The sequence below is a fragment of the Sporosarcina sp. NCCP-2222 genome, assembly GCF_023168145.1.
Lineage (GTDB): Bacteria > Bacillota > Bacilli > Bacillales_A > Planococcaceae > Sporosarcina.
Genome location: NZ_BQYK01000002.1, coordinates 11,888 through 38,040 on the forward strand (window position 1 = coordinate 11,888; position 26,153 = coordinate 38,040).

24 protein-coding genes are annotated in these 26,153 nt (G+C 46.1%); 7 read left to right on the forward strand and 17 right to left on the reverse strand.

The window, feature by feature from the left end; genetic code table 11:
- Positions 1-21: 21 nt before the first annotated feature.
- Together NCCP2222_RS03905 and acpS are read right to left on the reverse strand one after the other, a co-directional pair.
- On the reverse strand, positions 22-1,029 hold the full coding sequence (locus tag NCCP2222_RS03905) for a LolA family protein (protein WP_248509820.1): 1,008 nt from the start codon (positions 1,027-1,029) through the stop codon (positions 22-24).
- Between the two features lie 129 nt (positions 1,030-1,158).
- On the reverse strand, positions 1,159-1,512 hold the full coding sequence (acpS, locus tag NCCP2222_RS03910; protein ID WP_248509822.1) for a holo-ACP synthase: 354 nt from the start codon (positions 1,510-1,512) through the stop codon (positions 1,159-1,161).
- Positions 1,513-1,581: 69 nt separating this feature from the next.
- Between acpS and NCCP2222_RS03915 the strand changes: the two genes are divergently transcribed.
- A complete protein-coding gene (locus NCCP2222_RS03915; protein ID WP_248509824.1) occupies positions 1,582-2,172 on the forward strand; it encodes a rhomboid family intramembrane serine protease in 591 nt (196 codons plus the stop codon).
- Between the two features lie 441 nt (positions 2,173-2,613).
- On the opposite strand, the gene NCCP2222_RS03920 is transcribed toward NCCP2222_RS03915, so the two are convergent.
- The 6 genes from NCCP2222_RS03920 to NCCP2222_RS03945 all read right to left on the reverse strand — a co-directional run bounded on the left by NCCP2222_RS03920 (position 2,614) and on the right by NCCP2222_RS03945 (position 10,055).
- Positions 2,614-4,158 carry a PH domain-containing protein gene (locus NCCP2222_RS03920; RefSeq protein WP_248509827.1) on the reverse strand — a complete coding sequence of 515 codons (1,545 nt, stop codon included), beginning with the start codon at positions 4,156-4,158 and terminating at the stop codon, positions 2,614-2,616.
- On the reverse strand, positions 4,151-4,630 hold the full coding sequence (locus NCCP2222_RS03925; protein WP_248509828.1) for a PH domain-containing protein: 480 nt from the start codon (positions 4,628-4,630) through the stop codon (positions 4,151-4,153). The genes NCCP2222_RS03920 and NCCP2222_RS03925 overlap by 8 nt, the downstream gene beginning before the upstream one ends.
- Before the next feature lie 446 nt (positions 4,631-5,076).
- Positions 5,077-6,558, reverse strand: coding sequence for a degradosome RNA helicase CshA (cshA, locus tag NCCP2222_RS03930; protein ID WP_248509829.1), 1,482 nt, complete (start codon positions 6,556-6,558; stop codon positions 5,077-5,079).
- A 344-nt stretch (positions 6,559-6,902) separates the two neighbouring features.
- A complete protein-coding gene (locus NCCP2222_RS03935; RefSeq protein ID WP_248509830.1) occupies positions 6,903-7,607 on the reverse strand; it encodes an alpha/beta hydrolase in 705 nt (234 codons plus the stop codon).
- Positions 7,604-8,977 (reverse strand): UDP-N-acetylmuramoyl-tripeptide--D-alanyl-D-alanine ligase, encoded by a 1,374-nt coding sequence (locus tag NCCP2222_RS03940; RefSeq protein ID WP_248509832.1) that lies wholly within the window; start codon positions 8,975-8,977, stop codon positions 7,604-7,606. Before NCCP2222_RS03940 ends, NCCP2222_RS03935 begins: the two co-directional genes overlap by 4 nt.
- A 10-nt stretch (positions 8,978-8,987) precedes the next feature.
- Complete coding sequence (locus NCCP2222_RS03945; protein WP_248509834.1) at positions 8,988-10,055, reverse strand: D-alanine--D-alanine ligase; 1,068 nt, start codon at positions 10,053-10,055, stop codon at positions 8,988-8,990.
- A gap of 260 nt (positions 10,056-10,315) precedes the next feature.
- On the opposite strand from NCCP2222_RS03945, the gene NCCP2222_RS03950 reads away from it, so the two are divergent.
- Both NCCP2222_RS03950 and NCCP2222_RS03955 read left to right on the forward strand, forming a co-directional pair.
- A complete protein-coding gene (locus NCCP2222_RS03950) occupies positions 10,316-11,503 on the forward strand; it encodes an FtsW/RodA/SpoVE family cell cycle protein (protein WP_248509836.1) in 1,188 nt (395 codons plus the stop codon).
- Positions 11,504-11,597: 94 nt separating this feature from the next.
- Positions 11,598-12,779 (forward strand): FtsW/RodA/SpoVE family cell cycle protein, encoded by a 1,182-nt coding sequence (locus NCCP2222_RS03955; protein ID WP_238079203.1) that lies wholly within the window; start codon positions 11,598-11,600, stop codon positions 12,777-12,779.
- A 95-nt stretch (positions 12,780-12,874) separates the two neighbouring features.
- On the opposite strand, the gene NCCP2222_RS03960 is transcribed toward NCCP2222_RS03955, so the two are convergent.
- The gene (locus NCCP2222_RS03960) at positions 12,875-13,018 is read right to left on the reverse strand and encodes an Lmo0850 family protein (RefSeq protein ID WP_184212283.1); all 144 of its coding nucleotides are present in this window, start codon (positions 13,016-13,018) and stop codon (positions 12,875-12,877) included.
- A 326-nt stretch (positions 13,019-13,344) separates the two neighbouring features.
- On the opposite strand from NCCP2222_RS03960, the gene NCCP2222_RS03965 reads away from it, so the two are divergent.
- On the forward strand, positions 13,345-14,520 hold the full coding sequence (locus NCCP2222_RS03965) for an MFS transporter (RefSeq protein WP_248509837.1): 1,176 nt from the start codon (positions 13,345-13,347) through the stop codon (positions 14,518-14,520).
- A 51-nt stretch (positions 14,521-14,571) separates the two neighbouring features.
- Here the strand turns inward: NCCP2222_RS03965 and NCCP2222_RS03970 are convergent, their stop codons facing one another.
- Entirely contained in the window at positions 14,572-15,837 is a 1,266-nt protein-coding gene (locus NCCP2222_RS03970; protein WP_248509839.1) for a S41 family peptidase, read from the reverse strand.
- 19 nt (positions 15,838-15,856) lie between these two features.
- Positions 15,857-17,158 carry an MFS transporter gene (locus NCCP2222_RS03975; protein ID WP_248509841.1) on the reverse strand — a complete coding sequence of 434 codons (1,302 nt, stop codon included), beginning with the start codon at positions 17,156-17,158 and terminating at the stop codon, positions 15,857-15,859.
- A 116-nt stretch (positions 17,159-17,274) separates the two neighbouring features.
- Here NCCP2222_RS03975 and NCCP2222_RS03980 point away from each other — a divergent pair, with 116 nt between their 5' ends.
- The gene (locus tag NCCP2222_RS03980; RefSeq protein ID WP_248509843.1) at positions 17,275-18,504 is read left to right on the forward strand and encodes a helix-turn-helix domain-containing protein; all 1,230 of its coding nucleotides are present in this window, start codon (positions 17,275-17,277) and stop codon (positions 18,502-18,504) included.
- A gap of 39 nt (positions 18,505-18,543) precedes the next feature.
- Here NCCP2222_RS03980 and NCCP2222_RS03985 read toward each other — a convergent pair whose 3' ends face one another.
- Positions 18,544-19,869, reverse strand: a complete 1,326-nt coding sequence (locus NCCP2222_RS03985; RefSeq protein WP_282570671.1) for an L-cystine transporter — start codon at positions 19,867-19,869, stop codon at positions 18,544-18,546.
- A 247-nt stretch (positions 19,870-20,116) separates the two neighbouring features.
- On the opposite strand from NCCP2222_RS03985, the gene cls reads away from it, so the two are divergent.
- Positions 20,117-21,568: a cardiolipin synthase gene (gene cls / locus NCCP2222_RS03990; protein WP_248509846.1), complete on the forward strand. Its 1,452-nt coding sequence runs from the start codon at positions 20,117-20,119 to the stop codon at positions 21,566-21,568.
- A 45-nt stretch (positions 21,569-21,613) separates the two neighbouring features.
- Here cls and NCCP2222_RS03995 read toward each other — a convergent pair whose 3' ends face one another.
- Positions 21,614-22,600, reverse strand: coding sequence for a M15 family metallopeptidase (locus NCCP2222_RS03995; protein WP_248509848.1), 987 nt, complete (start codon positions 22,598-22,600; stop codon positions 21,614-21,616).
- 150 nt (positions 22,601-22,750) lie between these two features.
- Here NCCP2222_RS03995 and NCCP2222_RS04000 point away from each other — a divergent pair, with 150 nt between their 5' ends.
- Positions 22,751-23,902 (forward strand): MFS transporter, encoded by a 1,152-nt coding sequence (locus NCCP2222_RS04000; RefSeq protein WP_248509850.1) that lies wholly within the window; start codon positions 22,751-22,753, stop codon positions 23,900-23,902.
- Positions 23,903-23,955: 53 nt separating this feature from the next.
- On the opposite strand, the gene NCCP2222_RS04005 is transcribed toward NCCP2222_RS04000, so the two are convergent.
- The 4 genes from NCCP2222_RS04005 to NCCP2222_RS04020 form a co-directional block, all read right to left on the reverse strand.
- Positions 23,956-24,201, reverse strand: coding sequence for a hypothetical protein (locus tag NCCP2222_RS04005; protein WP_248509853.1), 246 nt, complete (start codon positions 24,199-24,201; stop codon positions 23,956-23,958).
- 50 nt (positions 24,202-24,251) lie between these two features.
- Complete coding sequence (gene yidC / locus NCCP2222_RS04010) at positions 24,252-25,040, reverse strand: membrane protein insertase YidC (protein WP_248509854.1); 789 nt, start codon at positions 25,038-25,040, stop codon at positions 24,252-24,254.
- A gap of 183 nt (positions 25,041-25,223) precedes the next feature.
- On the reverse strand, positions 25,224-25,619 hold the full coding sequence (locus NCCP2222_RS04015) for a hypothetical protein (RefSeq protein ID WP_248509855.1): 396 nt from the start codon (positions 25,617-25,619) through the stop codon (positions 25,224-25,226).
- A gap of 69 nt (positions 25,620-25,688) precedes the next feature.
- Positions 25,689-26,144 (reverse strand): GNAT family N-acetyltransferase, encoded by a 456-nt coding sequence (locus NCCP2222_RS04020; protein ID WP_248509856.1) that lies wholly within the window; start codon positions 26,142-26,144, stop codon positions 25,689-25,691.
- Positions 26,145-26,153: the final 9 nt, after the last annotated feature.

The window sequence follows — 26,153 nt, forward strand, 5'->3', positions numbered from 1 at the left end:
GAATATAATTGGGGTATTCCTTTATTTTACATTATCTGTCGCCATAGAGGAAGCCACTTCTATAAGTTCTTCTTTCGACAATGTGTTGGATGCAACGAAGAAGGCAACTCCGTTCTGCTCCCAGCGAATTGATGTTTCCGTCAATGCAGCCACTGCGAATCCTAAATCGACAGGATCTCCTTCGATGGAGACAGGCATTTGATTGTCAGGCGCCTTAGCAGGTTCCTGGACCACAACAAACTCTCTCTTGCCACCGCCATACGTCAAGAAGAAACGAGTTCCATCGTCGGTCGACGCGGTTTGTTCACTCAATAATGTTGTATCTTCCCAATTCAAGTTCGGGTAGTACGTTTGCTGATCCGTTTGATCTGTACTTTCATCAGCTTTCGGTTTTTCAGTTCCCTTGTCTTCCTGATCCACTGCGAAATCCGACGGGCGATGCTCGATGCCTAGAGTAATTTTGGAGAACGTAATACGAATCTTCTCTTCTTTATTGGCATCCATGACAGAGACATGTTTTGGCAGCAGTGTCTTTTTATCAATATGAATTTCCTGGGTCGGCAACACTTTTTTGTGATTGTTCCGTGTCGCCGTCTCAAAAACATAAGTCTTATCCTTTTCTGTCATTTTCGCTTCCTTATCCGCCTTGATATCATCGGACAGGGAACCGATTAAATATCCCATACTGTTCTGCGTCGGCCAATCGCTTTGGAATTTATATGTTTTTCCAAGAGACGGCGTGACGACGAATACCCCTTCTTCATTGCGGACGATCATCTGAGAATCCTGTGTTCCGCCTTGCGTGACATTGACCTTGTAGAAATCAGGCTTCGTATGCCAAACCGTTACATCATACAACCGCGGCTCCGCACCTGTTTTAATTTCCATTGTCGCCTGCAACTCATACCCCTTTGCGTCATTCCATTTTCCGCTGAGCTTCTTCATAACATCTTCTTTTGAGGGAGATCCACATGCTGCGAGAAGAACCATGACCATAACCAACATTAAAGCAACTATACGGGTGCGCATACTGTTCATCCTTTCTCATTTCAATCAGGTAGGTCATCTTATGAGGGTGGACGAACAATTATGCGAGCTTGGCTCATTCATTTTTATTTTGATGAAAAAAATTCAATGCAAGCTGTGCCAGCGGCCTGCTTATCCGTGCAAAATAACTTGAGCTGCGGCCACCGTCTTCGTATGGGTGATGGAAACAAAACCATCAGCCAGGCGTCCTTGAAAATAAATCACAGGCTTTCCGCCCGGCTCCGAAAGAATTTCAATATCTTGAAAGCCGCATGTGTGTCCAATGCCCGTTCCATTGGCTTTGGCATATGCCTCCTTTGCAGCAAACCGACCGGCCAAAAATTCAATGCGCCGGTTGCCTCGCAGCTCGCTGTACCTCTCAAGCTCCCGCTTCGTCAACACACGCTCTCGAAACTTAGCCGATCGCTCATTTGCATCCGCAATCCGGGCAAGCTCTACTATATCCAGACCGATACCAGTAATCATCCAGAATCTCTCCCCTTTTCAATATGTAATTACAAACGGTATAATGAATCCTAAGATTGAGGTGAAATCATGTTCATACGCAGAGAAAATTTTTCTCAATATATTCGATTATATCCGGTCGTTTCGTTTTTGATTGCTTTGAATATCGTTATCTATATTGTAACGTCTTTCAATGGCCGACTGTATCTTCTCGGCATCGGATTCAATTACGGAATCGCCGCAGGAGAATGGTGGCGCCTCGTTACACCGATGTTCCTTCATGGCGGGCTTACACATTTGCTGTTCAATATGTTTTCGTTGTTCATCTTCGGTCCCGAATTGGAACGCATTGCAGGCAAAGCCCGTTTCATCACCATTTATTTACTATCTGGCATTTTCGGCAACATTGCAGCGTTCTTCCTTCAAGATCTCGACTATTCCCACGTCGGAGCGAGCGGCGCAATCTTCGGCATCCTTGGTGCATTCGGCGCACTTGTCTATTATACAAAAAACGTACTGCCCCAATTACGCCAGATTATATTGCCAATGATCATCATTAGTGTCGTCATGACCTTTGTGCAACCAAACATCGACATCATCGGCCATCTCACCGGTCTCATCGTTGGCTTCATCATCGGACTCGGCTACTTCCATCCGAAGCGTATCGTCCGCTGGCGATAACCATCTGCCATCTGCTGAACACAGGCAGGTGGTTTTTTTTGTGTTTTTTGGGGAGTGCTACGAAGAGAATACGAGTGGTTGCTGACTTATTCGAGTGGTTCGCAAACATTTACGAGCGGTTGCTGACTTATTCGAGTGGTTCGCGAACATTTACGAGCGGTTGCTGACTTATTCGAGTGGTTCCCGAGTGTATACGAGCGGTTGCTGGATTAAGGACTTGACTCGGTCGCTGACTTATACGAGTGGTTCGCAAATATTTACGAGCGGTCGCTGACTTATACGTGTGGTTCACTAGGTTTACGGTTAACAAATGGCATAGACAGATGAAGAATTCATAAAGTTCATCTTACAATGATCCCATGTTGTGTCGTAGAGCCGCCCGCCAACTGTACATCTACAAAAAAAAGCGGCCCGATACGCACCGGGCCACGTCTTCGTTCTTTATTCGCCTTCCAACGATTCGTCCTTTACGTGAAGCAGCGGCACAGCGTTTTGCACTGTACGCTTCTCGTACCAGCTTAAAATGCGTTCGGCTTCACCTTCTTCCATAAAGTGAATAATGCCGCGGTGCTGCCCCATGCCGGATTTGGCACTGGCCACGATAGTAGCAACCTGTTTCCGTTTGTTGAAGTAGCTTTGTTTCATTTCCAACGATTGAATTCTTCTTTTTGTCATGTAGGCCGTTTGCAGGCTGATGCCGCGGAAACGCATCGTCAGCTGGCTATCATAGATGGCATACGCGCCTGAACGATATTGCCAGAGGCCGAATGCGATGATGGCCGGAATGATAAGCAGCGACAGTAGTCCGTATGGAAAAAAGAAATACGCCAACGCCCCGATCACCGGCAGCATCCATAGAAAATCAATTCGGTAGAAAAATGCTTTTCCTCGCTTCGGAAGTTTGGTTGTCGGTTCCTCAAAATGATAGTTCGGAAAAATGGCTTCTAGACTTTCCTGTACAACGTTTTTCTTTACCAAAGGGAACAGGTTGATCTTCGCTCCATCTCCGACTCCGCCACCCGCACTATGAATGGAAACCGACGCGTAACCGAAAGGCTGGCGCAACGGATTCTGAATAACGCTTACACTTTGCACCCGTTTTAGTGGCACTGTCACTCTCTTTTTCTCAAGCAAGCCCCTCGTGATGACAATATCATCGTCTTCCAAAGTTACGGTAAACCCATAATAGGAGAAGAACGTCATGATGACCGAAAGAATCCAGACACCGACAATTCCGGCAAAAACGATGAGCCCGACAATGAGAACGCCAAATTTTACAAACGAGGCAAATTCATCAAAAATCCACTCATATGGAATGAGTTCCCCGAATTGGGAAAGGAAAATAGCCACCCCGGATAAGATGACGCCTATTCCTCCCGAAGTGGTCGCCAAGATGAACAGATCCTTCGAGGTAAGGGCGAATACTTTTTGTGCTTTTTCTTTTACCGCCTCCACCGTTTCCTCATAAAACGGATCATCATTCACAAGATCCTCCGCCATAGGCTGCTTGCGTTTCCGCTTCGCCTCCGCCATATGCTGTTCGATTTGCCGAGCCGCCTCTTTCGTGATGGCGGTCAATTCTCCCTCCGACTTTTTTAAGGATGAACTGCCGGCGGTTTCTACATTTACTTTCACTAGCTTAAATGGACGGTGAAAAATTCCTTCTGTGTAATCAAGGCTTTGAATCCGCTCGAATGGAATGTATCGCTTTTTACGGACGAATAAGCCTGACTCGATTCGTAATTCATCGTCTTCAAACCAATATTGAAATCGCAGCCACTTGATAAGTCCACTGACTGACAATAGAATAATTAGGCCGCCTAAGATGAGGAACGATAAATAATCGATGTACCAAAGTCCGGTATTCCAATCCCTGCGCCCATTTGCAAATAACAGGACAACAAGCGGGAGAATCGCTTCTTTCGCCGCTTTTAGAGTTTCGATAATTGCAGTAACCCAATGCAATCGATATCGTTGCTCAGACATCGTCTTCCGCCACCCTTGCCAGGACCGAGATCCGATTTCTCAATTCATCCGCTTCTTCCATCTCAAGCGCCGGAATCGAATGATTGGTCGCAGCCGTTGATATGGTAATGACAGCGAGCCCATATTTCTTCAAAATCGGACCTTGTGACGTGTCGACATGTTGCACGCGCACCATAGGAATCAGCGTCCGCTTCACAATAAACAAGCCATGCTGCAACTCAATTTCAGACTCCCTCACTTCGTACCTCCACCGCATCCATCTGATTTTAGGAATCAAATAAATGGAGATATAGGAATCGGCAATGACCACTGCTGCTGCAGCGATATATAACCACGTATACCAATCATTTATGTATACCAATACTCCGAAACCAATTGCCAGCAGCGTCAGAATACTGGTTTGGATAATACCATACAGCCTCCACACCTTCAGGCCTTTTCTCGATATTTGATTAGCAGGTTGTGGTCTCATGAATAAACACCTCATTTCCCTTCTTTCTTATCCTCTTATACGACTCAAGTCAAAAAACGTTTCACCTCTGCATGACGAATTGCCTGGACATTGTGAATGGCTTTTTTTATATTAATTTATACGCTACAAGTCATCGCCACAGATGTATCATTCTCTTGGAATAGGTATCGGTCACTCTTCCAGCTTTATTGATGGTTATCGATTTGAAACAGGTATCAGTCACTTCCCGAGTTTCATCGGTTTTCATCACCCACACCCAACTAATTATCGTTCACTCAGAGTTAGTTAGCAATTACTTCGAAATATCCACCGGCCATCTCCCCGTATGTACCGTTATCCCTCTGTATCACCATACTACTCAAGCTCCATGGTATTAGCCCTTTTAATCCCATAATAACGCAAAAAATCCAGGGGACGTCTAAACGTTCCCTGGATTTTTTCTTTGATTATCTATCGTTTCTTGGTTTTGAAGAACGTTCGCGACGTCCTCCGCCTTCGCGGTTGCCACTTCGACGATTGCCGCCATAGCCACGGCCGCCGCCGAATGAACGGCCGCCGCCACGGCTGCCTTTGTAGCCGCCACGGTCACGGGATTGCGTTTTGCGGGATGGCAATGGACGCTCTTCCGTAATTTTAACCGGCGTATCATCCGGCTCTTTCGTCAACGATTTCAACGCAGCTGCGACAAGGTCATGCGCTTCGAATTTCTCTAGCATTTCGGAAGCCATTTGCTTGTAGTCGCCTAGTTGGTTTTTCTCAACGATTTCTGTCAATTGCTCCATCGCCAAACGTTGTTGGCCGATGAGTGCTTCGTCAGATGTCGGCGGCTGCAATGGTGTCATCCGCTTTTTCGTTGTTTCTTCCACCACACGGAGATAACTCATTTCCCGAGGTGTTACGAATGTGACAGCAACACCGCTTTTTCCTGCGCGTCCTGTACGGCCGATTCGGTGTACATAGCTTTCAGGATCTTGCGGAATGTCAAAGTTGTAAACATGTGTGACACCTGAAATATCAAGTCCACGGGCAGCAACGTCTGTTGCAACGAGGACATCGATTTTATTATCTTTGAATTGGCGAAGAACGGACATCCGTTTCGCTTGCGTCAAGTCGCCATGGATCCCTTCCGCCAAGTAACCGCGAATGCTAAGTGCGTGGGATAGTTCATCGACACGGCGCTTTGTGCGGCCGAATACGATAGCCAGTTCAGGCTGATGCACATTCAATAGACGTGTCAGAACATCAAATTTTTCGCTTTCCTGTGATTTCACGAAAAATTGTTCAATGTTCTCGACTGTCATTTCTTTTGATTTGATTTTAACGATTTCCGGATCCTTCATGAACGTTTCTGCGATTTTGCGAATCGGTCCAGGCATTGTCGCCGAGAACAGAAGCGTCTGGCGTTCAGCCGGTACGTTTTCAAGAATTGTGTTGATGTCTTCGATGAAGCCCATGTTCAACATTTCATCCGCTTCGTCAAGAACAAGTGTCTGCACATTGTTCAATTTCAATGTTCTGCGGTTGATATGGTCCAAAATACGTCCCGGAGTTCCCACAACGATTTGTGGATTATTGCGTAAAGCGCGAATTTGACGCCCGATTTCTTGACCTCCGTACACTGTCAACACACGAGCACGTTTGCCGTAGCCGATTTTGTAGATCTCTTCGGATACTTGGATGGCAAGCTCACGTGTCGGCGCGATGATCAAAGCCTGTACAGAAGGGTCGTTCATATCGATTTTCTCGATAATCGGAATACCAAAAGCAGCAGTCTTACCAGTACCTGTTTGGGCTTGGCCGATGACGTCGCGTCCTTCCATGCCAAATGTGATTGTGCCTTCTTGAATCGGTGTTGCTTCTTCGAACCCCATGCGCTGTAATGATTTCTGCGTGGATTCGCTAATGTTCAAGTCTGAAAATTTTGTCAAACTACTCAATCTCCTTTAGTTTCTTCATTTAGCAATTGGTTACATTTGCAAATGAAAGCGCGGCAAATTCGAGCCTTAACTGATATGGGAACGTTTCCGATATTTTGGTTTCTCTGGAGTGGGCGGAAGTTAAGTCGAACTTCCAGTAAAATCAGAGGCATTCGTTGAAAAGGAAAGCCCGGTCTTTGCCGAGCGGCTTGGCGTCCTGATGAGGGCAGCAAACCGTTTTATTCAAAAAAAAGTACTCTTCGCACAGGAAGAGTCTCATGTAAATGTATCCAATACTCATAGTAGTTTACCACGCGATTGGCTGTTCCGCAATCAATCCGCTTAAAAACCAATAATCAGAAAACGCCTGTATCCTTTTGCATGAACGTGAGAACTTCGGAAAACCAATCCGCCGAATCATCGCTGTAGCAAATATGATGTTTGCCTGACTCCGAAATGATGAGATGCTTTTCGGTGGAGCCCAATGACTGATACAAATGCTCGCCCGTTGCAAATGGGACGATTTCATCCTTCTTCCCTTGGACAATGCATACCGGGGTCGTGATCTGATGATAATAGGGGACGACCATCCGGTTCAGCCGCAAAAATTCGACGGCCGATTGCAGCGGTGTATTGGCCAGCTTATAGTCATACAAGTGATAAAACGTGTTCGGCGAGTGTTTCTTCGTCACCGATTCGGTCAGCATCTTTACGATATCCGCCAGCATCACTTTTGGGCTGATATACTTGGCTGCCGCGCTTAAAAGGACCAATTTGTCCACAGGGTAGCGCAAGCTCAAATACATGGCGATCAAGCCGCCCATGGAGAAGCCAGCGAGGATGACACGATCCGATTCCTTCAGGAGTCGTTTCAGCGCCAGCTCTGCTTCCATCATCCATGCTTCCGCCGAAATGCCGCGCAAATTCGGGGGAAGGCCGTGTCCCGGCAAGGTCGGAACAGAAATATTCCAGTCCGTATGATCCTTCAAATAGTGGATGAATGGGCGGACTTCAAACGGTCCGCCCGTAAATCCATGGATGACGAGCACACCCGTTTTCATTGTTCCAGCAAACTTTCCACAACCCGTTCCAGCTCCATGCCTCTCGAGCCTTTCAACAGAATGATGGAATTCGCATTCATGACCTTCCGCAATGGTTCCGTAATTGATTCATAGTCCGTTTCCGACCATATCAGTTGTCGATTTTCTTTCCCTTGCTTCTGCAACACGTCGTACAGCCACTTCATCCGAGGACCATAGAGACAGATCCCCTTAACGTCTAGTGTTGCTAGATCGTCAGCGAGTAATTCATGGTAAAGACGCTCATCGTCACCAAGTTCCAACATATCGCCCATTACTATCCATTTTTCATTTCGTAAATGAGTTTCCTGCAAGAACCGGATCGCTGCACGCATCGATGTTGGAGCCGCATTGTAGGCGTCATTAATAAACAATGTACCGCTGCTATGCAAAATCGGCTGCATCCTCATATCCGTCAAACGGGCTTGGCGCAGTGCCTCTGCAATCTGATCGTTGGTAAGGCCGAGCTCATGAGCGATGAGGATGGCGGCAAGGGCATTTTTCACTTGATGGGAACCGTAGACCGGAATCGTGAAATTGCCGTTCACGACACCTTCTACAGAGAACTTGCTTCCTTCGTCACCAGAATCCATCGAAACAAGTCGGAATGCCGCCTCTTTTCCCGTCCCGAATGAAACGGTATGGATATCCGACTGAGCGACACGATCCCGGAGAAGCGGCTCATCACCATCATAAAATAGAATGCCGTCTTTACTGAATCCGTCAATGATTTCAAATTTCGCTTTAGCAATTCCTTCCCGAGAGCCGAGATCTTGCAGATGTGCTTCTCCAATATTCGTAATGACCGCGTAATGCGGCTTCGCCACATGAGAAAGGAAAGAGATTTCGCCAAAGCCGCTCATTCCCATCTCCAGCACAGCAACTTCGGTTTCCGGATCAAGAGAGAGAAGTGTCATCGGGAGTCCCAGTTCGTTATTGAAGTTCCCTTCCGTTTTCCGCACTTGGAAATAAGGACTTAGGACGCTGGCAATCAAATCTTTCGTTGACGTTTTCCCGTTCGAACCGGTGACACCGATAATCTTGCACGTCAACTCATCGCGATAGCTTCTCGCCATTTGTTGAAGTGCCAGTTCACCGTCCTCAACAAAGATAAGTGGAATATCAGCGGGTGGATTCGGTTCATCGAGTAGCCATAAAGAAGCAGCCGCGCCCTTTTCGATTGCCTGCTGCACAAATCGATGGCCGTTTACATGTTCTCCCCGAAAGGGTATGAACAGTTCCCCTTTCGAAATCGTACGTGTGTCGATCGATGCGCCTGTTACGACGACATTCTCCATATGCTGTCCTTTTGCACCGAGCCAATTTGCGACATCTGCCAATTGCTTTCTCAATTCACTCGCCTCAATCCATCGTGTATTGTATTTTCTTCTTTTCTTCGTGCCGTTCCCATGCCAAATCGATCAGCCGATCGATGAGCTCTGGATAGGCAAGCCCTGAATGCTGCCAAAGGAGCGGGAACATACTTGTCGGCGTAAAGCCAGGCATCGTATTTACTTCATTGATGATTACTTCATCATCTGCCGTGACGAAAAAGTCTGCACGTACAAGCCCTGCACAGTCGAGCACTTTGAAGGCTCGAATCGCCATTTCCTTCAATTCGCTTTCGACCGCGTCTGTAACTTGCGCAGGGATGACAAGCTCTGTATTGCCATCTTGGTACTTCGCTTCATAATCGTAAAAGGAGGCAACCGGCTTAATTTCACCCAGGACGGAACAAGCAGGCTTATCGTTTCCGAGCACAGCGACCTCGATTTCCCTTGCGACTACGCCTTGCTCCACAATAATCTTACGGTCAAATTTCAGTGCGAACTCTACCGCAGCTACTAGGCTTTCCCGATCTTCCGCTTTGCTGATACCGACGCTCGATCCTAGATTGGCCGGTTTCACGAACATCGGCCATGATAGTTCGGTCTCCATCTTTTCTACAAGCTTCTCTTTCTCCGCCTGCCATTCATTCCGAAGAAAATGAACGTATCCGACTTGTTTTAATCCAGCATGGGCAAATAACTGCTTCATGACGACTTTATCCATACCCGCCGATGACGCAAGCACGCCATTTCCGGCGTATGGAATATTCATCACTTCCAGAAGCCCTTGTACTGTGCCGTCTTCTCCGTTCGTGCCGTGCAATAAAGGCAGGATGATGTCCGGTGTTCCAGCACTGCCGTTCAAAAAGTCATGGATACTGTCAGGTCTTGCTGTCTCCCTGTCCAGCCGCAATTCTTCAATCGTAGCAGCCGGTGCCTGCAACGGTTCTCCCTTCCGCCATTCCCCTTCATACGTGATATAAACCGGAATGACGTCATACTTTCCGAAATCAATTGCATTTGTGACTGCGCGTGCCGTAGACAGTGACACTTCGTGCTCAGCCGATTTCCCGCCATATAATAAACCTAGTCGCTTTTTCATTGAATTCCCTCGCTCGCCGTTAGATTTCATTCTCTCAGTTTACCATGAATTAATTCGCTCATGAACAAATCATTAAAATACTATTCCACAATAGGGACTCTTCTTTATGTCTTTGCAACTTTCAAGGGGGCGTTTCGTCCAAAAGTTTGATATGAATCAAGTAAACGGGTACGCTATACTGATAGATAACCTATTTTTATCAACGATTTTGAATAGTAGGTGTTGATCCGGAAATAGGAATTGTAGAAAAGGTGAATGCAGTGAAGCTCTCAAATAGGCCTGCGGACCGTTTTGATTGGACGCTCGCCTTTATTCTTTTATTATTTTGCATCATTAGTGTGACGGTAATCGCTTCAGCCCAAACATCCGGCCAATACGCCGCGAATTTTTCTCTTCTGCAAGTTCGTTGGTATGTATGCGGTGCTTTGATTGTCGCTATGGCCATGTATTTTGATCCTGATCAATATAAGAAAATTGCTTGGCTCCTTTACGGTTTTGGTGTTTGTCTTCTGGCTTTTCTGATAGTTGCGCCGGGCGGCGAAGGACAGATTGCAGAAGTCCGGATGGGGGCAAAAAGATGGCTCACTTTGCCTGTCATCGGTAGAATCCAGCCTTCCGAATTCATTAAAACTTTTTTCATCTTAGGGATGGCTCGGCTTGTGAGCGCTCATCATGAGAAGAACGAAATACAGACACTCCGATCTGACTTTCTCTTGCTCGGGAAAATCGCCACTGTCCTTATACTGCCGCTTGCTTTTATTGTTAAGCAGCCGGATTTAGGAACATCTCTCGTCTTCATCGCCATCACGGCGGCTATCGTCCTTGTTGCCGGCATCTCGTGGAAGATTCTCCTTCCTTTATTTTCAGCAGGCGCCGCTCTGGGAGCCGGTTTGCTTTGGATGGCTCTATATGCACAAGACTTCATGGAAGAGACACTCGGTTTCTCGCGGTATCAATTCAAGCGGGTGTATTCATGGCTGGACCCTTACTCTTATCCGTCCGATGAAGGGTATAATCTCATTACAGCCATGACCGCGATCGGCTCAGGAGAGATGACGGGCAAAGGCTTTCAAGGACGAGTCGTCTACATTCCCGAGAACCATACCGATTTTATTTTTAGCGTCATCGGCGAGGAATACGGATTCATCGGTGCCAGCCTTGTCATCACCCTGTTCTTCGTTCTGATCTATCATTTGACGAAAGTGGCGCTTGGGCTGAAGGATCTTTTCAGCATCTATGTGTGCACAGGCATCACCGCTATGATTGCCTTTCACGTCATTGAAAATATCGGAATGAACATTCAGCTGTTGCCGATTACAGGGATCCCTCTTCCTTTTATCAGTTATGGGGGCAGTTCCCTGTTCAGCAATATGCTCGCCATCGGCCTGATTTTCAGCATTAAATTCCATCATCGGACGTATATGTTCGATTCAGAAGATGATGTGTGAATCCATTGGAAAAATTTCATTTGCCATTTGTTGAAGAAATTCCTGTATAATAATTTCTTAGGTTTTCTATCCTCTACTAATAAGGTGACTTCATATGAAATTAGATAATCGACCATCGGACCGATTTGATTGGACCTTGGCCTTTATACTTCTATTATTTGGCGTGATTAGCCTCATCGCCATTTCATCCGCTCAGACAACCGGCCAATATAACATCAACTTCATCCCTTCCCAGATCCAATGGTATGCGGTGGGGGCCGTTATTATCGCCTTAACGATGTATTTGGAACCGGAGCAATACAAGAAAGCGGCATGGATCATTTATGGAGGCGGCGTCTTCCTGCTGGCATTATTATATGTCCTGCCAGAGAGTATGGAGCTTGTGGCACGGCGAAATAATGCAAAAAGCTGGTTTCACCTTCCGGGTGTCGGCAGCATCCAGCCTGCCGAATTCATGAAAACGTTCTTCATTATCGGATTGGCCCGGATGATTACGAAGCACCATGAAAAATATTTGGATAAGACGATAAAAAGCGATTTCTTGCTGCTTGGGAAAATTCTCGGCCTTTTGCTCGTTCCATTATTCTTCATCATGAAGCAGCCTGACCTTGGAACAGGTCTCGTATTTTTAGCCATCACGGCTGCGCTTATTGTCGTTGCCGGCATTACATGGCGGATCATCCTCCCGATTTTCGCAGTTGGGGTATCACTCGGAACAGCAATGCTTTGGATGGCGCTGTATGCGCAAGATTTCCTTTTCAAGCTTGGCTTCCAAAAGTATCAGTTCATGCGGATTTATACGTGGCTTGATCCGTATTCCTACGCATCCGATGAGGGCCGCCACTTGATCACATCTCTGAATGCGATCGGATCCGGGGAGATTTTCGGGAAGGGCTATCAAGGCCGGGAAGTGTACGTGCCGGAAAGCCATACCGACTTCATCTTCAGTGTAATCGGCGAGGACTGGGGTTTCATCGGTGCCAGCGTCGTCATCTGTCTTTACTTCTTCCTCATTTATCATATGACGAAGATCACGCTTGAATTAAAAGACCCGTTCAGTACGTATATTTGTGCGGGCATTATTGCCATGATCACCTTCCATGTGTTCGAAAATATCGGAATGACGATTCAGCTATTGCCAATCACGGGTATTCCGCTTCCTTTTATCAGTTACGGCGGAAGCTCGCTCATGGGGAATATGCTCGCAATCGGACTCGTGTTCAGTATGAAGTTCCATCATCGGACATATATGTTCAGTTCGAATGATGATGATTGAGGAACCGGCTGTCTTAGGGCAGCCGGTTTAATCATTTGGAGCTCAAAAAAAGAAGCAGCCTGTTCGAATTATTCTTCGAAGCAGGCTGCTTTCTTTCACTGTGACTGTATATGCGGGTCTTGTATGGGTGGCGCGAGTGCTTTAAGCATATCTAGACGGGACTTCGTCACGGTAGCCGACACACCGAGTTTCGCCAAATTGGAGATGATCTTTTTCAAGTCAACTTTATCTTTAGCCATCTTTCCACCTCGACCTTTCTGCTTACTGTTTTAGACGTGTTTTTCATATGGAAGGTTTCATTGGATGAATGAAAATTGTTCCATTTTATCGTTATCTCCATCATACCACTCCTTGACCCATTTAAATCTTTCAATTATGTTACAATTTTAGGTTTTTTGTAAATGTCTTATACATGGCGCCGATAAAGTCTTCTGTTTTAATTTTTTCCATGTATGCAACCAGTTGGATTGGCGCCCGCCTATAGTAAAGGCGATATTCTTTGTGTACGGATGCGTTCCAGAGTAAAATGACTGTATGAATTGTATGGAAAGCAGGTAGGTTTTTCATGAAAAAGTCCATTGTACTTTTAATGTCTGTTCAATTTTTTGTCTATCTAGGGTTCGGAATCATTATTCCTGTTCTTCCTGAAGTGATTGTCCAGCAGCAGTTGTCCGAAGTCCATGTTGGAGGACTGTTGACCGTTTATTCGCTCGCTTCGTTTTTCACGGCGCCGTTATGGGGTTCCTTATCAGATCGGACTGGCCGGAAGAAACTGATTATGGTCGGGTTGGTCGGATTCAGTTTGAGCTTCTTTCTCTTTGCTTTATTCATTGATAACTTGACCCTCTTGTATGTATCCCGGATTGTCGGCGGTATTTTCTCTGGCGCCCTTTATACGGCGGTCACCGGCTTTGTCGGGGATATGACGACAGAAGAGAACCGAAACCAATATATGGGCTTTCTCGGCATGTCAATCGGGTTAGGTTTCATTTTTGGTCCGGCTCTCGGTGGAGTTCTTGGAGATATTAGCTTGCAGACTCCATTTCTTGCATCTGGCATCCTGACACTCCTCATCCTGATTTATGCCAGTATCATCTTGCAAGAGCCGAAACGCCAAGGCGAGGCAAATAAACGCGCGCTTCTGCCAAGAGGTGGGCTTGTGCTATGGCAATACCGGATTCGCAATCTGTTTCTGCTGTCGTTCATGGTTACGCTAATATTGGCTGGCATTGAATCCACATTCCAGTTGTTCCAGATTTCTAAAATCGATATTACGCCGAAGCAAGTGGGCTACCTGTTCATGGCGAGCGGTTTTGTCGACGCGGCCATCCAAGGCGGGGTTGTACGTCGGGTGAAAAATGGCAGCGAGGCGAAGTGGATTTTAGGTGCGCAAGTTGTTACTGCGATTGGGCTGCTCATGATTCCGTTTACCTCCAGCTTGTTCTGGGCCGGTTTTTCGCTCAGCGTATTCACGGCAGGGAATGCTTTATCACGTACCGTGCTCGTTTCCTTAACTTCCAAGGAATCCGGTGGCAAATACGGCACGGCAGCAGGCATGACCTATTCAATGGATAATATGGGGCGAATCATTGCACCGATCCTGTTTGCATGGTTGCTCACCCGCATGAATGGGGATATTTATTATATTTCCGCGGGTCTCGCCATCCTCTCGATTGTTTGGATTGTTCTATTCCGAAAATCAACCAAGTCGCTGCGTTCCATCGAAGCAACAACAAATTAAAGACAGACCGCCGGCATCCAGCCAGGCGGTCTTTGTTATTCCGAATGAAAATCAATACTCAACCGCACACTTTAACATGGCCAATGCCTGCTCCAAGTCCGGGTCACCTGAAATATGTTCCGGTGTCCAGGGGATATGAATGTGCGGCGTGATGCCGACACCCGTCATCCCCTCTCCTTTATCGATCCGGGACAGCCGGGAGGTCGGATACATCAGTGTGTAACCGTCCCAGCTAGCAGATGCGAGATTTGCATAATCGTTTAGCCCGAGTGTCGCCCGGCCAATGACAGTTACTTTACTCGATTTTTTGACATGTTCCACGAAGGAATCCCCAGCACTGCCGCATGTATTGTCAGTGAGTACAATAATCTCCTTAGGATTTTTCAAGCCTTTGACGTATGTGTCCTCTACTGCGTCACCAAAATCAAACTCGACGAAACCTTTTCCCCGATTCTGTGTCCATTCCGATCTAAACATTTGTAAAACCTGCTGGAAACGTTCATCTTCCACGTTGGCCAATTCGTTATCGAGGTCCTGAACAACTCGGTCACAGCTCGCTTCCGTACAATTAAATATCATCGTTTCATCGGAATCGCCAAACTCCAATCCCTCTTCGGGCACCAAATACGGTAGTAGCGGGAAATAGCTCGCGTCACTTCCCCCGTTGTTGACCCTAACATCGATAATCCATTGTTCAGCCGTTTCCAACAGGTCCTTATTCTCTTCCACCAACTTAGCGATCGCATCTGGATTGGCGAAATCCGTCATCGTCAGCAACACTGGCCCCTCCTCCAGCTGGGTAAGTGAATATTCCGGAACAAACGGCTTTTTTTCGAACAGCTGAAAGTCAATATGCTGTTGATTCCCTTCCAGATCCTCCACAATTCCTTCTTCATATTGCAATAGAATCGGCGCCCAGTTCTCGCGCTCCGCATGGTTCTCAGTTAGCAGACGATGATGCTTCTCCCGTAATTCGGGAATGCTCATTCCCCCTGCGGAAATCAAACGCATGCCTGGCACTAGCCTGTCATCTGAATCTACTTTTGTAATATAGAGCTTATCTTCATAACGCCTGACACTGAATCCTCGGTTTTTCGGTTTCTCTACCTGTTCCCCATCCACTATCATATAAATGTGTTTATCTTTGAAATCAAGCAAGTAATCATTCACCAGCTCGAGAAATTCCTTCGATGAAAGGTTGGGATTCTGCTTCACCTTTCCCAAAAAGACCTCCGGTGTATCCCATCCCTTTTTATCCAAACAGCCCGCATAATCATAGTGCATAATGTGTACGATCTCTTCTGCAATTTTTAACAATTCCCCATTCCCCCTTAAATTACTGTTCTGTTGCTACCTTTGCTTTCACCTTTTGCTTTTCCGCAAGCTCTGGATGCGCTTTCCGAACGACAGAAGGACGCGCCATGAATAGAACAATCCCGATTAATAAAGCACCGGTAACGATCAATATCCATTCAGCCGGCAGGACATCATAAAGGAACCCGTAGATGACGACACCAAGCGGCATAAGTGCCATAGCCATCGTTTCAAGTATCGCGAACACCCGTCCCTTAAAATCATCGTCGATAATCTTTTGAAACATGACTTGCATTGGCGTATTGACTATCATAATAGTGGCCCCGCAAGTGAAAATAACGGCCACATAAAAGGCGAAGTACACATTCGGCTGCATGGACACGAGTAAAGGAAGTGTCATGAACATCAGCAGGAATCCAAATACTAAAATTCCCCTCTTCGACACGATCAATGGATATTTCACTTCTTTTCTCACCGAGAAATAAAGCGATACGAGAAGCATGCCAATGGCAAATGATCCTTCCACCACGCCGAAGCGTGTAGAAGGCATCTTCAACCCTTCTATCAAGATATAGGAAAGGCCGACTTGATACGCACCAATAAGGAAATTGATGAACAAGGAGATCCAAATAATCGTCAAAAGAACCTGCTGCTGGCGTACATAATAAATCCCGGCTTTCATACTTTGCCACATCGACTCTTTTTGCTCTTCTTCCGTCTTTTCCTTTCGATTTGAGAAGAGTTTAAAATTCATTGTGGATTCCAAAAGAACAGCCAGTAAGGAGGCTGACATGTAAACGATCAAGAAAGTATTCATCGATACGGTTCCGTACATAATTCCCCCGATTGCCGGCCCCCCGATTGCTGCGAAGGATATTGACATCTGGTTCAAAGCCATCGCTCGTTGAATTCGGTTTTCGTCAATCAAACCCGTAATGGACGAACTGAATGCAACACCCGAAAACGCAGATGCCAATGATAAAACAACAGTCGTTGTATAAATAGCAAGCAATGACAGACCCGATGTCAAACTGACAGTCAGCAATCCCCCAATCGCGAGTGTAGAAGCAATTTGCGCCACAATGACAATCGTCTTCCTCGAATATTTATCCGCTGCGTAACCTGCAAATGGCGCTATTAACGTACGCGGCAATATACTGCAAATAAGATTCATCGCAAAATTCGTTGCAGAGCCTGTCAATTGCAAAATGTAAAAGCTGACAGCAAAAGCATACACATGTGCTCCAAACGAAGAGATTAATTTACTAATTGTAAAGGTCCACATGTGATAAGTAGCACGTTTCAGTTTCATTGCGTGATCCATTTCCTAACACCCCATTTTGAAAAAGTTTAATTTCATTAAACAAAGCATATCATGCTCCCTCTTCCCTTTCAAGCAAAAGTTTAATATAATTAAACAATATGAATTAGAAATTGGAGGTGTGCCTGATCGAAACACTCGGAGAACGAATACGCATATTGCGCAAACAGCGTAAAATGACATTAGAAGCATTGGCTGGCGATCAGCTGACGAAGGGCATGCTCAGTTTGATTGAAAACAATAAGGCGAACCCTTCAATGGATAGCCTGTCTTATATTGCTTCACGTCTAGAAGTGGATGTTGCTGTGTTATTGGAAGAAGGTAATGTAGAGGAATTAAGAAGTATAATTGAAAAGGCAGACGCTCTTTATCACGTGCCTTATGATGAAGTAACGAATGAGCACAAGCAGATTATTAACCTAATTGAACCTGTTTTGCCAAAGTTGACAAAGAACTATGAATCTGCTCGACTGTTGGATTTGTATGGCCGAGCTCTTTATTTTGAAGACGACGAGAGCTGGCATACCTATACGGACCGTGCAGCGAATATTTTTGAGGATTTACATATTATATACCGCCGAGCAGCCGTTGGAATTTTCCGTGCCATGGCAAAATTTGCTCTGCCTGATTATACCGGAGCTTTGGCTACCATGCTGGAAGAACGTAACTTTATCGAGTCGACACACGCCTATATTGAACCAATGACCCGCATCGACTTAGACTATCACGAAGCGGTCTTGCATTTTGCCGTCGGCGATTCGGAAACTGCAACGAAAGTGATGGAACAGGCCATAAATTATTCCAAAGAGCAGCAAGTCTTTTATAAGGTGGACCATTTGTATCGACTCGCTGCCATTCAGGCGCTCATGTCATACGATGAAAAGAAGATGGAAGACTATCGCAATAAGTTGATCCATTACTCGAAGTTCATTGATGACGAGGAACCGCTGGACTTTACGCGCTTCTTAGACATCCATCGGCTGACATCCTATTGTCATGATTACGAGCAAGCACTTCGTCTCATGGAGAAATACTCGGCATCCTTGCACGCCGAAGATGGGTTTAGTCCATATGTCTATTTGGAAACAGGTAAAGCTTTATATGGAGTTGGCCGCTATGAGGAAGCCATTGAGTCGCTTCTACAGGTGAATGTGATGAAATACATTAAACACCCGATCGATTTATCACTTTTCTACGAAGGCGAGGCGTATTTAGCAAAGAGCTATGCTGCCATAGGCGATAGTGAAAAAGCAAAAGAGTGGGCGCAACGTGCATGGGATCACATTTCTGTATTGCCCGATTCTCCCTATAAAAAATCCGTACACCAAACATATGAGCAATTGACGTAAAAAATCCGCAGTCGGCCTAGTGCCTTCTGCGGATTTTTATTATGCTTCGATTGGTTGATTATCCAGTGATTCATTATACGTTTCTTTATCCAGTTCTCCCGTCACTTTCGCCGTCGTCACGCCTGCCGTCATGGCCCCGCTGACGTTGAGCGCTGTACGTCCCATATCGATAAGTGGCTCAACGGAAATCAACAACCCAGCCAGTGCCACTGGCAAGTTCAATGCCGATAATACGAGGATCGCGGCAAATGTTGCACCGCCACCTACACCTGCCACACCGAACGAGCTGATGGCGACAATGGCAACCAATGTGAGCAAGAACATCGGTTCTAAAGGATTTTGTCCGACAGTCGGTGCAATCATGACAGCAAGCATCGCTGGATAGATGCCCGCACAGCCGTTTTGCCCAATAGAAAGACCGAATGAACCTGCAAAGTTTGCAATTCCATCCGGCACGCCTAGCCGGTTGGTTTGCGTTTTAATCGTAAGTGGTAATGTACCAGCACTCGATCTTGATGAAAATGCGAAGAGCAATGTCTCCGAAACTTTCTTCACATACGTGATTGGGTTAAGGCCGGAAAGCGTCATAATGAGCAAGTGAATACCGAACATAACGATTAGCGCAACATAAGAAGCAATAACGAATTTACCGAGATTGTAGATGGCGCCAAAATCAGATGTCGCCACCGTTCGGGCGATAATCGCCAAAATACCATATGGAGTCAAGCGGAGAACGATCCGCACAACACCCATAATTAAAGAGTAGACCGCATCAATTCCTTTTTTCACAAGCGTTGCGTTTTCTTCGTCTCGTCGAACGAGTGCCAAGTAAGCAAAGCCGAGGAATGCGGCAAAAATGACGACGCCGATTGTGGAAGTCGGACGCGCGCCCGTTAAATCCTGGAACGGATTAGCTGGCAATAAATCAATGATTTGTTCCGGTAAGGCACGATCTGCAACAGTAGCAGACGTTTCTTCAATGGAAGCACCGCGGGTAGCTTCAGCTTCGCCCTGCACGATATCCGATGCGTCAAGGCCAAAAACTAGTGAAGCGGAAATACCGATGATGGCGGCAATGGCCGTGGTACCGACGAGCATGCCTAAAATAGTCGCTGCTGTTTTACCAAAGTTCTTTCCAATTGTCACTTTCGTAAAGGCGCCGAGTATTGAAATGAAAACAAGTGGCATAACAATCATTTGCAGCAATTTCACATAGCCGGTTCCAATGATATTAAACCAAGGCATGGAAGCCTTTAGAATGGCCGAGTCCGTCCCGTATGCCAGATGCAAAATGAGACCATAAAGAATTCCAAGCCCCAATCCGGTAAATACCCGTTTTGAAAACGAAACCTTTTTCTGATGCATACGATATAGAATACCGACGAGCAGAAGCAAACCGATAATATTAACTAAAAGTAATAGGGTATCCAACTTCTTTTCCTCCTAAACAACGAATGATAAAAAATACTATAAACCTCTAAAACCAATCAGTCAAGTAGGTTTTAGTGTGGCGCAGTGGAAAAGTTGTCATGTCCATTGATTCCTAGCCTTCTTATTCCACCATTTTAAGGTATACTGTGTCATAGGGATTTCTATAGAAAGGGGGACGCATATGGCTCAATTGATCAGTATTAGTGTGACGGCGATCTTGATCCTGAACATATTCCTGGCGATCGCTCTTATCTTCTTAGAGAGGCGGGATCCAACAGCAACATGGGCATGGCTTCTCGTATTATTTTTCATACCTTTTTTCGGATTCTTCATCTACCTGCTTCTCGGTCGGCAGTTGAGGGAAAGACAGCTATTCCGCTGGGAAGATCGAAATAAGATCGGCATCGACCAGTTGATCAACTATCAAATTGAGGCAATCGAGAAAGATACATTCGATTTCCGGCTGGATGATACAGCCCACTACAAAGACATGATCTATTTGCATTTGTGCAATAATCATGCCGTCTTGACCCAAGACAATGACGTTCAGATTTTTAATGACGGCGCCGTAAAATTCGAATCACTCATCAAGGATCTGGAAGCCGCGAAAGACCATATTCATTTTCAATATTATATTTTACGATTGGATACGCTCGGAAAACGGATAATGGATATTCTAATCCGAAAAGCGAAACAAGGCGTGAAGGTCCGTGTCCTGTTCGACGATATCGGTTCGCGTGGACTGCACGTGCGTCATTTGAAATCGCTCGTCGAGGCAGGCGGAGAAGTGGCTGCATTTTTCCCTGCCGTTCTGCCGCTCATCAATCCTCGATTAAACTACCGAAACCACCGGAAGATTGTCGTCATCGACGGCCGCATCGGTTATGTAGGCGGATTTAATGTGGGGGATGAATACCTCGGATTAAACAAGCGTTTCGGCTATTGGCGCGACACCCATCTCCGAATTGAGGGAAGTGCCGTCCATCCATTGCAGACCCGTTTCATTTTGGACTGGAACCAGGCGTCCGAGAAGCATAATATCATTTATGATGAACGCTTATTCCCAGCCATTCCTCGGAAAGGTTCTGTCGGGCTGCAGATCGTCTCGAGCGGACCGGACGCGGAATGGGAGCAAATTAAAGACGGCTATTTGAAGATGATTTTTCTGGCGAAAGATTATATCTACATCCAGACACCGTACTTCATTCCAGATGTCAGCTTTCTTGACGCCTTGCGGATCGCCTGCCTGTCAGGTGTCGATGTCAGGATCATGATTCCAAACAAGCCAGATCATATGTTTGTATACTGGGCCACTTATTCCAATGTAGGCAAACTGTTGAAAGCCGGCGCCAAAGTTTACATTTACGAGAACGGCTTCATCCATTCGAAACAAATTGTAGTGGATGATGAACTGTCGACGGTCGGCACAGCAAATATCGATGTCCGCAGCTTCAAGCTGAACTTTGAGATTAACGCATTTATTTACGATCGAGAAAAATCACATGAGTTGGCAGAGCTGTTTGAACAGGATATGCAATTATCTACAGAATTAACGTACGACATGTATTTGAAGCGATCCCGCGGCATCAAAATTAAAGAATCGGTGTCCCGATTGCTGTCACCGATTTTATAATCAAAAGACCTCCTTGCGCATTATCGCAAGGAGGTCTTTTCCGTGTTATTTAATTCCTAAATATTCTTCCAACGTGATGTTTCGGTTGTAAATATCTGTTGCGATGTCCTTTCCCACATAACGGAAGTGCCATGCTTCATGCATATAGCCGGTAATAGCTTCTTTTCCTTTTGGATAACGCAAGATGAAGCCATAGCGGTGCGCATTATCGGCAACCCATTTGCCAGCCACGGTTTCCCCAAATGAGGAGGACGCCCAGTGGCTTTGGTTATTCTCTTCCCCGATATCAAACGCCAAACCGGTCTGATGCTCGGAGTAGCCGGGACGCGCACTATAGCGGTCAGCCGCCGCTTTGCCATCTTTTTTCACATAACGGTCGTAAAGAGACACTTGATAATCATAGGAGCGGTATGTGCTGAAAGCCGTCAAATTAATATTGGACAGTTTCGCTTCAGCGGCCATTTCATCGAATGCAGCTCTCGCATCCTTGCTTTCTCCTGGTGCGTATGTGCTCGGCAGCGGGTACTTTTTATTGGCAATCAAAATGCCATTAATGTACGTCGGTTTGTCTGGGAGCGTTTGCCCTGTGATATATCCGTTATCATCTGTCACAGTAGGTTTTTTCGTTGTATTCGGCTTTGTATTCGGCTTCGTTTCCGGCTTGCTCTCCGTTTTTGGCGTCTCTTTCTTCTCCGGCTTTGCCGGTACAGCTGGTTCTGCAGGCTGTTCCTTTGGTTGTTCCGGTTCTTCCGGCATCACTTCCTCCGGCTCCCCTGCTTCTTCTTCGTCTTTCGGTTCTTCCTCGGTCACCCCTGGCTCCTCAGCCGGTTCTTCTTCCGATTGCAGTGAATCTTCCTGTACTGACTCGGGTGCTTCTTCCTGTTTCACACCGATTTGCTCCAGGCTTTTTTCAATATCCCAGTCGTTTATTCCAATCCAGACAACGACAGCCGTCATTAAGATGGCTGTTAAAGTCAGCGTAATCGTCAATGGCAGTTTAGACTTATTTTTATGTTTTGCTCTACGGTTCATTAATCGTTTGCCTTCCTTCTGTAGCGATAACTATGTAAAATCTAAGTAAGGTGAGGTTCACCTCTTCTAGTCTATCATCATTTCTCTCAGCTGTGTGAGCCTCGTTCTATTTTTTTATTACAGTTACATCGGATTGCGAGGATCTTTTCTATGAATCAACGATGGCTTTCCATGAGCTTTCTAGTCTTCTTTTTCACATGGGGCATCTTTTTACCTTATTGGACCGGTTGGCTGACTATTGAAAAAGGATTAAGCGTCCCAGCCGCCAGCGCCATCATGGGGGCCGGCATGATTGCACGCTCCTTTTCGACCTTTTTCATCTTCCCTTACTTAACAAGAAGGTTGTCATACATACGCGTCATTAAGTGGACCACGGTTATTGCTTTGTTGCTCACCCTGTTATACATACCTGATTCGTCATACGTACCGCTGCTCATAATTACCGTACTGTTCAGCGCAGTGTATCCGATGATTTTACCCGCAGTGGAAAGCGGAGCTTCCGTTCTTATGCAGCATGAACGGATTCATTATGGGAAAAGCCGGTCGTTCGGATCGATCGGCTATACGATTGCCCTCTTAATGGTCGGTGCAGCGACCGCCATATGGAGCGAGCGCGCCATCTTATTTTTAATGATCGGCGGTCTCATCGCAATGGTTCTTTTCTTTATGCGGACCGGTCCTGCCGTATTGGATGCACAGCCAAAACGAGTCGCAGTAAGGCAACCAGATGCCGGCCTCGGTGCCCTCTTCAAGACATCCGGCTTTTTGCCCGTTATCATCCTGGCCATTCTGTTGCAAGGCGCCCACGCCTCTTACTACAATTATGGATTCATCTTTTTGGATGATCTTGGCGTCAACGGCTTTTTTATCGGCATCATCTTGAATATTGCAGTACTTTTTGAAATTCTTTTCTTTACAAGAGCGGATCGCTTGCTGGAGAACGTTAAGGTATCCAATATGTTCATTCTGGCAGCCATCGGTTCATCTGCGCGTTGGCTGCTCATTTACCTGTTTCCGACAACAGCCGTATTTATCGGAACTCAAGTGCTCCACTCACTTTCTTTTGGGGTGGCGCATTATGCATTTATCCAGTTTTTATCGAAAAGGCTGCCGCATACTCAAATTGCCACGGCCCAAGGATTGTACGCAGCCGTCGCCATGAGTCTCAGTACAGCGCTTCTCACTTTCCCGGCAGGCGTGTTGTACGACATGTCGCCAGGCGCCGCCTTCCTCGGAATGATGGTTTGTTCCGTACCTGCTCTGGCTATAGCATGGGCCAACCGAAAACAGTTGGATCGCTGACAAAGAAAAAGGACGTTCTCATTGGAATTCGGTTCCAAGAGAGCGCCCTTTTTTTATGTGATGATCAATGCGAGAATAACGAAGAAAGCAAGTCCAAAAACGATAGCCAGCCAACGCATCCATCTGGACTCTTTCTCCAGCCCCTGTTGTTTGAAGGACACCGCCCGGTAAGCGTTTGTCATGGCAAACAACGCCATCATCGATAAGATGGCAAAATCAAGATTCAGTTTTATGATAAAAAATAGGGACGTTAAGGCAGCGATGGCAATTCCGATTCCCAATACCCGTTTAGCGTTCAATTTCCATCCCTCCAAAAAGGCTGGAGATTGCTCTCCAGCCCAGTTTCAACTTATTTCTTTTCTTCTACTGCAGCACCTGGCGTGACTTCTTTGTAATAGAACTTGCGGCCCAAGTAAGTTTGGAACACAAGCAAAAGTCCACCGATTGTCCAGTAAAGCGGCAATGCTGCCATTGCTTTGAATGAAATGAACATAATCATGATTGGTGACATGTAAATGAACAATTTCATTTGTTGTTTCTGCTGCTCTGGCATTGTCCAGAGAGATACGCGTGCCTGTACGAAATAAACGGCACCTGCGATAAACATCATGATCAAATCGGGTTGACCGAGCTGGAACCAGAGGAACTGGTGATCCTTTACTTCTGGCGGAGCGTAAAGGATGGCAAAATACAAGCCCATGATAATTGGCATCTGGATGATCAGCGGCAGGCAGCCCATATTTAATGGATTGACGCCATGCTTCGAGTAAAGACCCATCATCTCTTGCTGCAGTTTCATCTGCTCGTCCTTGTCCTGCTTTTCACGAGCTACTTTTAGGCGCTTTTGAATATCTTCCATTTCCGGACGAAGCGCATCCATCTTCACTTTCATCTCCTGCTGGGACTTATAGTTTCTAAGCATCAGCGGCATAAGGATCAGACGGACACCAACCGTTATGAGCACGATGGCAAGGCCATAGCTGCCATTGAATGTTTCTCCTAAGTAATGCAGGAGCCACTCCATCGGTTTAACAAAAATATTATAAAACGTGCCTTCCTGTTTTTGTACCCCGGCACAGCCACTCAGAAAAACGGCGGCTGTCGTTAATATTGTGAATAGACCAATTCTTTTTTTCAATAGATTCACCTTCACTAATTTAAGCTACAGAAAATTATACAGGAAAACCGCCCTCAATACCAATGAATCTTCCCTGCCGTTTCGGAAATCATGGTTCCTTATCTTGTGCATTCCCTCTCTGGCAAGGTTTATCTCGTCCGTATCCAAAAAAAATACGCCCCCTTTTACGGGAAGCGTACTTTGTTATTCATCCTTTTTTGTATCAGACGAATTGGTATCGTCTTGATTATCTGTTTTTGAATCCGTGTCAGTCAAATTGGCTGTCTGCTTTTTCCGGTAGAGGCCATCCTCTTCGGATTCTTTAGATTTATCTTCTACTTCTTGGTTATAGTAATGGACACTCGTCTGCGAGCCCTCACTCACCATTTTATTATCCTGCAAATCATACGGATCCGAATGGCCAGGTTTTGTCACATCGGACCGGTTCAATTTTTGGGTATTAATAAACGACTCCACTTTCGTCTTCATATTATTAAAGGCGACTTGGGCTTTATCCCGATTTTCTTTTTTACTGAAATACGCATATGCACCTGCTGCGATAGTCGCTAGCAATAAACCATTTCCACGTTTTCGTGCCATGCCGATCACTCCTCATCTTTAATCGTTATACTATAGAATTAGTATACCCTATTCCAAGCATTTAAAAACTTATGAGTCTTCTCCGGCTGTCCAGACCATATCGACATGCGGAATGCCATCTTCATCGTAAGGCTCCGATATGGCTGTAAATCCGTGGCCTTCGTAGAAGTCTTTCAAATGAAATTGCGCTTGCAGCCGGATTTGCTCAGGCTCCCATTCCGATACAGACCGTACCAGGGCTTTTTTCATTAATTCGTGTCCGAGTCCTGTTCCCCGCCGATCCGACCGGACGATGACTCTCCCGATGGCAGGCACCTCATACTTTACGCCCGGCGGGAGCAAGCGTGCGTAGGCGGCAATGCCGAGAGAATCCCTACCAATAATATGGATCGCCTCGTCATCCAGTCCATCGAGCTCCGGATATGCGCAGCATTGTTCAACGACAAACACATCCACTCGAAGTCGCAGTATATCGTAAACTTCCCTTCCATCCATCTGGCCAAGTATTTGGCAGTTCCACTCCATATCCTCACT

Bases quoted from the DNA above. Each gene is read 5' to 3' on its own strand.
- NCCP2222_RS03935 (WP_248509830.1), bottom strand. From the start codon at position 7,607: ATGAAAACGGGTGTGCTCGTCATCCATGGATTTACGGGCGGACCGTTT.
- NCCP2222_RS03905 (WP_248509820.1), bottom strand. From the start codon at position 1,029: ATGCGCACCCGTATAGTTGCTTTAATGTTGGTTATGGTCATGGTTCTT.
- NCCP2222_RS03925 (WP_248509828.1), bottom strand. From the start codon at position 4,630: ATGAGACCACAACCTGCTAATCAAATATCGAGAAAAGGCCTGAAGGTG.
- acpS (WP_248509822.1), bottom strand. From the start codon at position 1,512: ATGATTACTGGTATCGGTCTGGATATAGTAGAGCTTGCCCGGATTGCG.
- cls (WP_248509846.1), top strand. From the start codon at position 20,117: ATGGCTCAATTGATCAGTATTAGTGTGACGGCGATCTTGATCCTGAAC.
- NCCP2222_RS03955 (WP_238079203.1), top strand. From the start codon at position 11,598: ATGAAATTAGATAATCGACCATCGGACCGATTTGATTGGACCTTGGCC.
- NCCP2222_RS04020 (WP_248509856.1), bottom strand. From the start codon at position 26,144: ATGGAGTGGAACTGCCAAATACTTGGCCAGATGGATGGAAGGGAAGTT.
- NCCP2222_RS03915 (WP_248509824.1), top strand. From the start codon at position 1,582: ATGTTCATACGCAGAGAAAATTTTTCTCAATATATTCGATTATATCCG.
- NCCP2222_RS03920 (WP_248509827.1), bottom strand. From the start codon at position 4,158: ATGTCTGAGCAACGATATCGATTGCATTGGGTTACTGCAATTATCGAA.
- NCCP2222_RS03945 (WP_248509834.1), bottom strand. From the start codon at position 10,055: ATGAAAAAGCGACTAGGTTTATTATATGGCGGGAAATCGGCTGAGCAC.
- NCCP2222_RS03965 (WP_248509837.1), top strand. From the start codon at position 13,345: ATGAAAAAGTCCATTGTACTTTTAATGTCTGTTCAATTTTTTGTCTAT.
- NCCP2222_RS03960 (WP_184212283.1), bottom strand. From the start codon at position 13,018: ATGGCTAAAGATAAAGTTGACTTGAAAAAGATCATCTCCAATTTGGCG.
- NCCP2222_RS04000 (WP_248509850.1), top strand. From the start codon at position 22,751: ATGAATCAACGATGGCTTTCCATGAGCTTTCTAGTCTTCTTTTTCACA.
- NCCP2222_RS03985 (WP_282570671.1), bottom strand. From the start codon at position 19,869: ATGCATCAGAAAAAGGTTTCGTTTTCAAAACGGGTATTTACCGGATTG.
- NCCP2222_RS03975 (WP_248509841.1), bottom strand. From the start codon at position 17,158: ATGGATCACGCAATGAAACTGAAACGTGCTACTTATCACATGTGGACC.
- NCCP2222_RS04015 (WP_248509855.1), bottom strand. From the start codon at position 25,619: ATGGCACGAAAACGTGGAAATGGTTTATTGCTAGCGACTATCGCAGCA.
- NCCP2222_RS03995 (WP_248509848.1), bottom strand. From the start codon at position 22,600: ATGAACCGTAGAGCAAAACATAAAAATAAGTCTAAACTGCCATTGACG.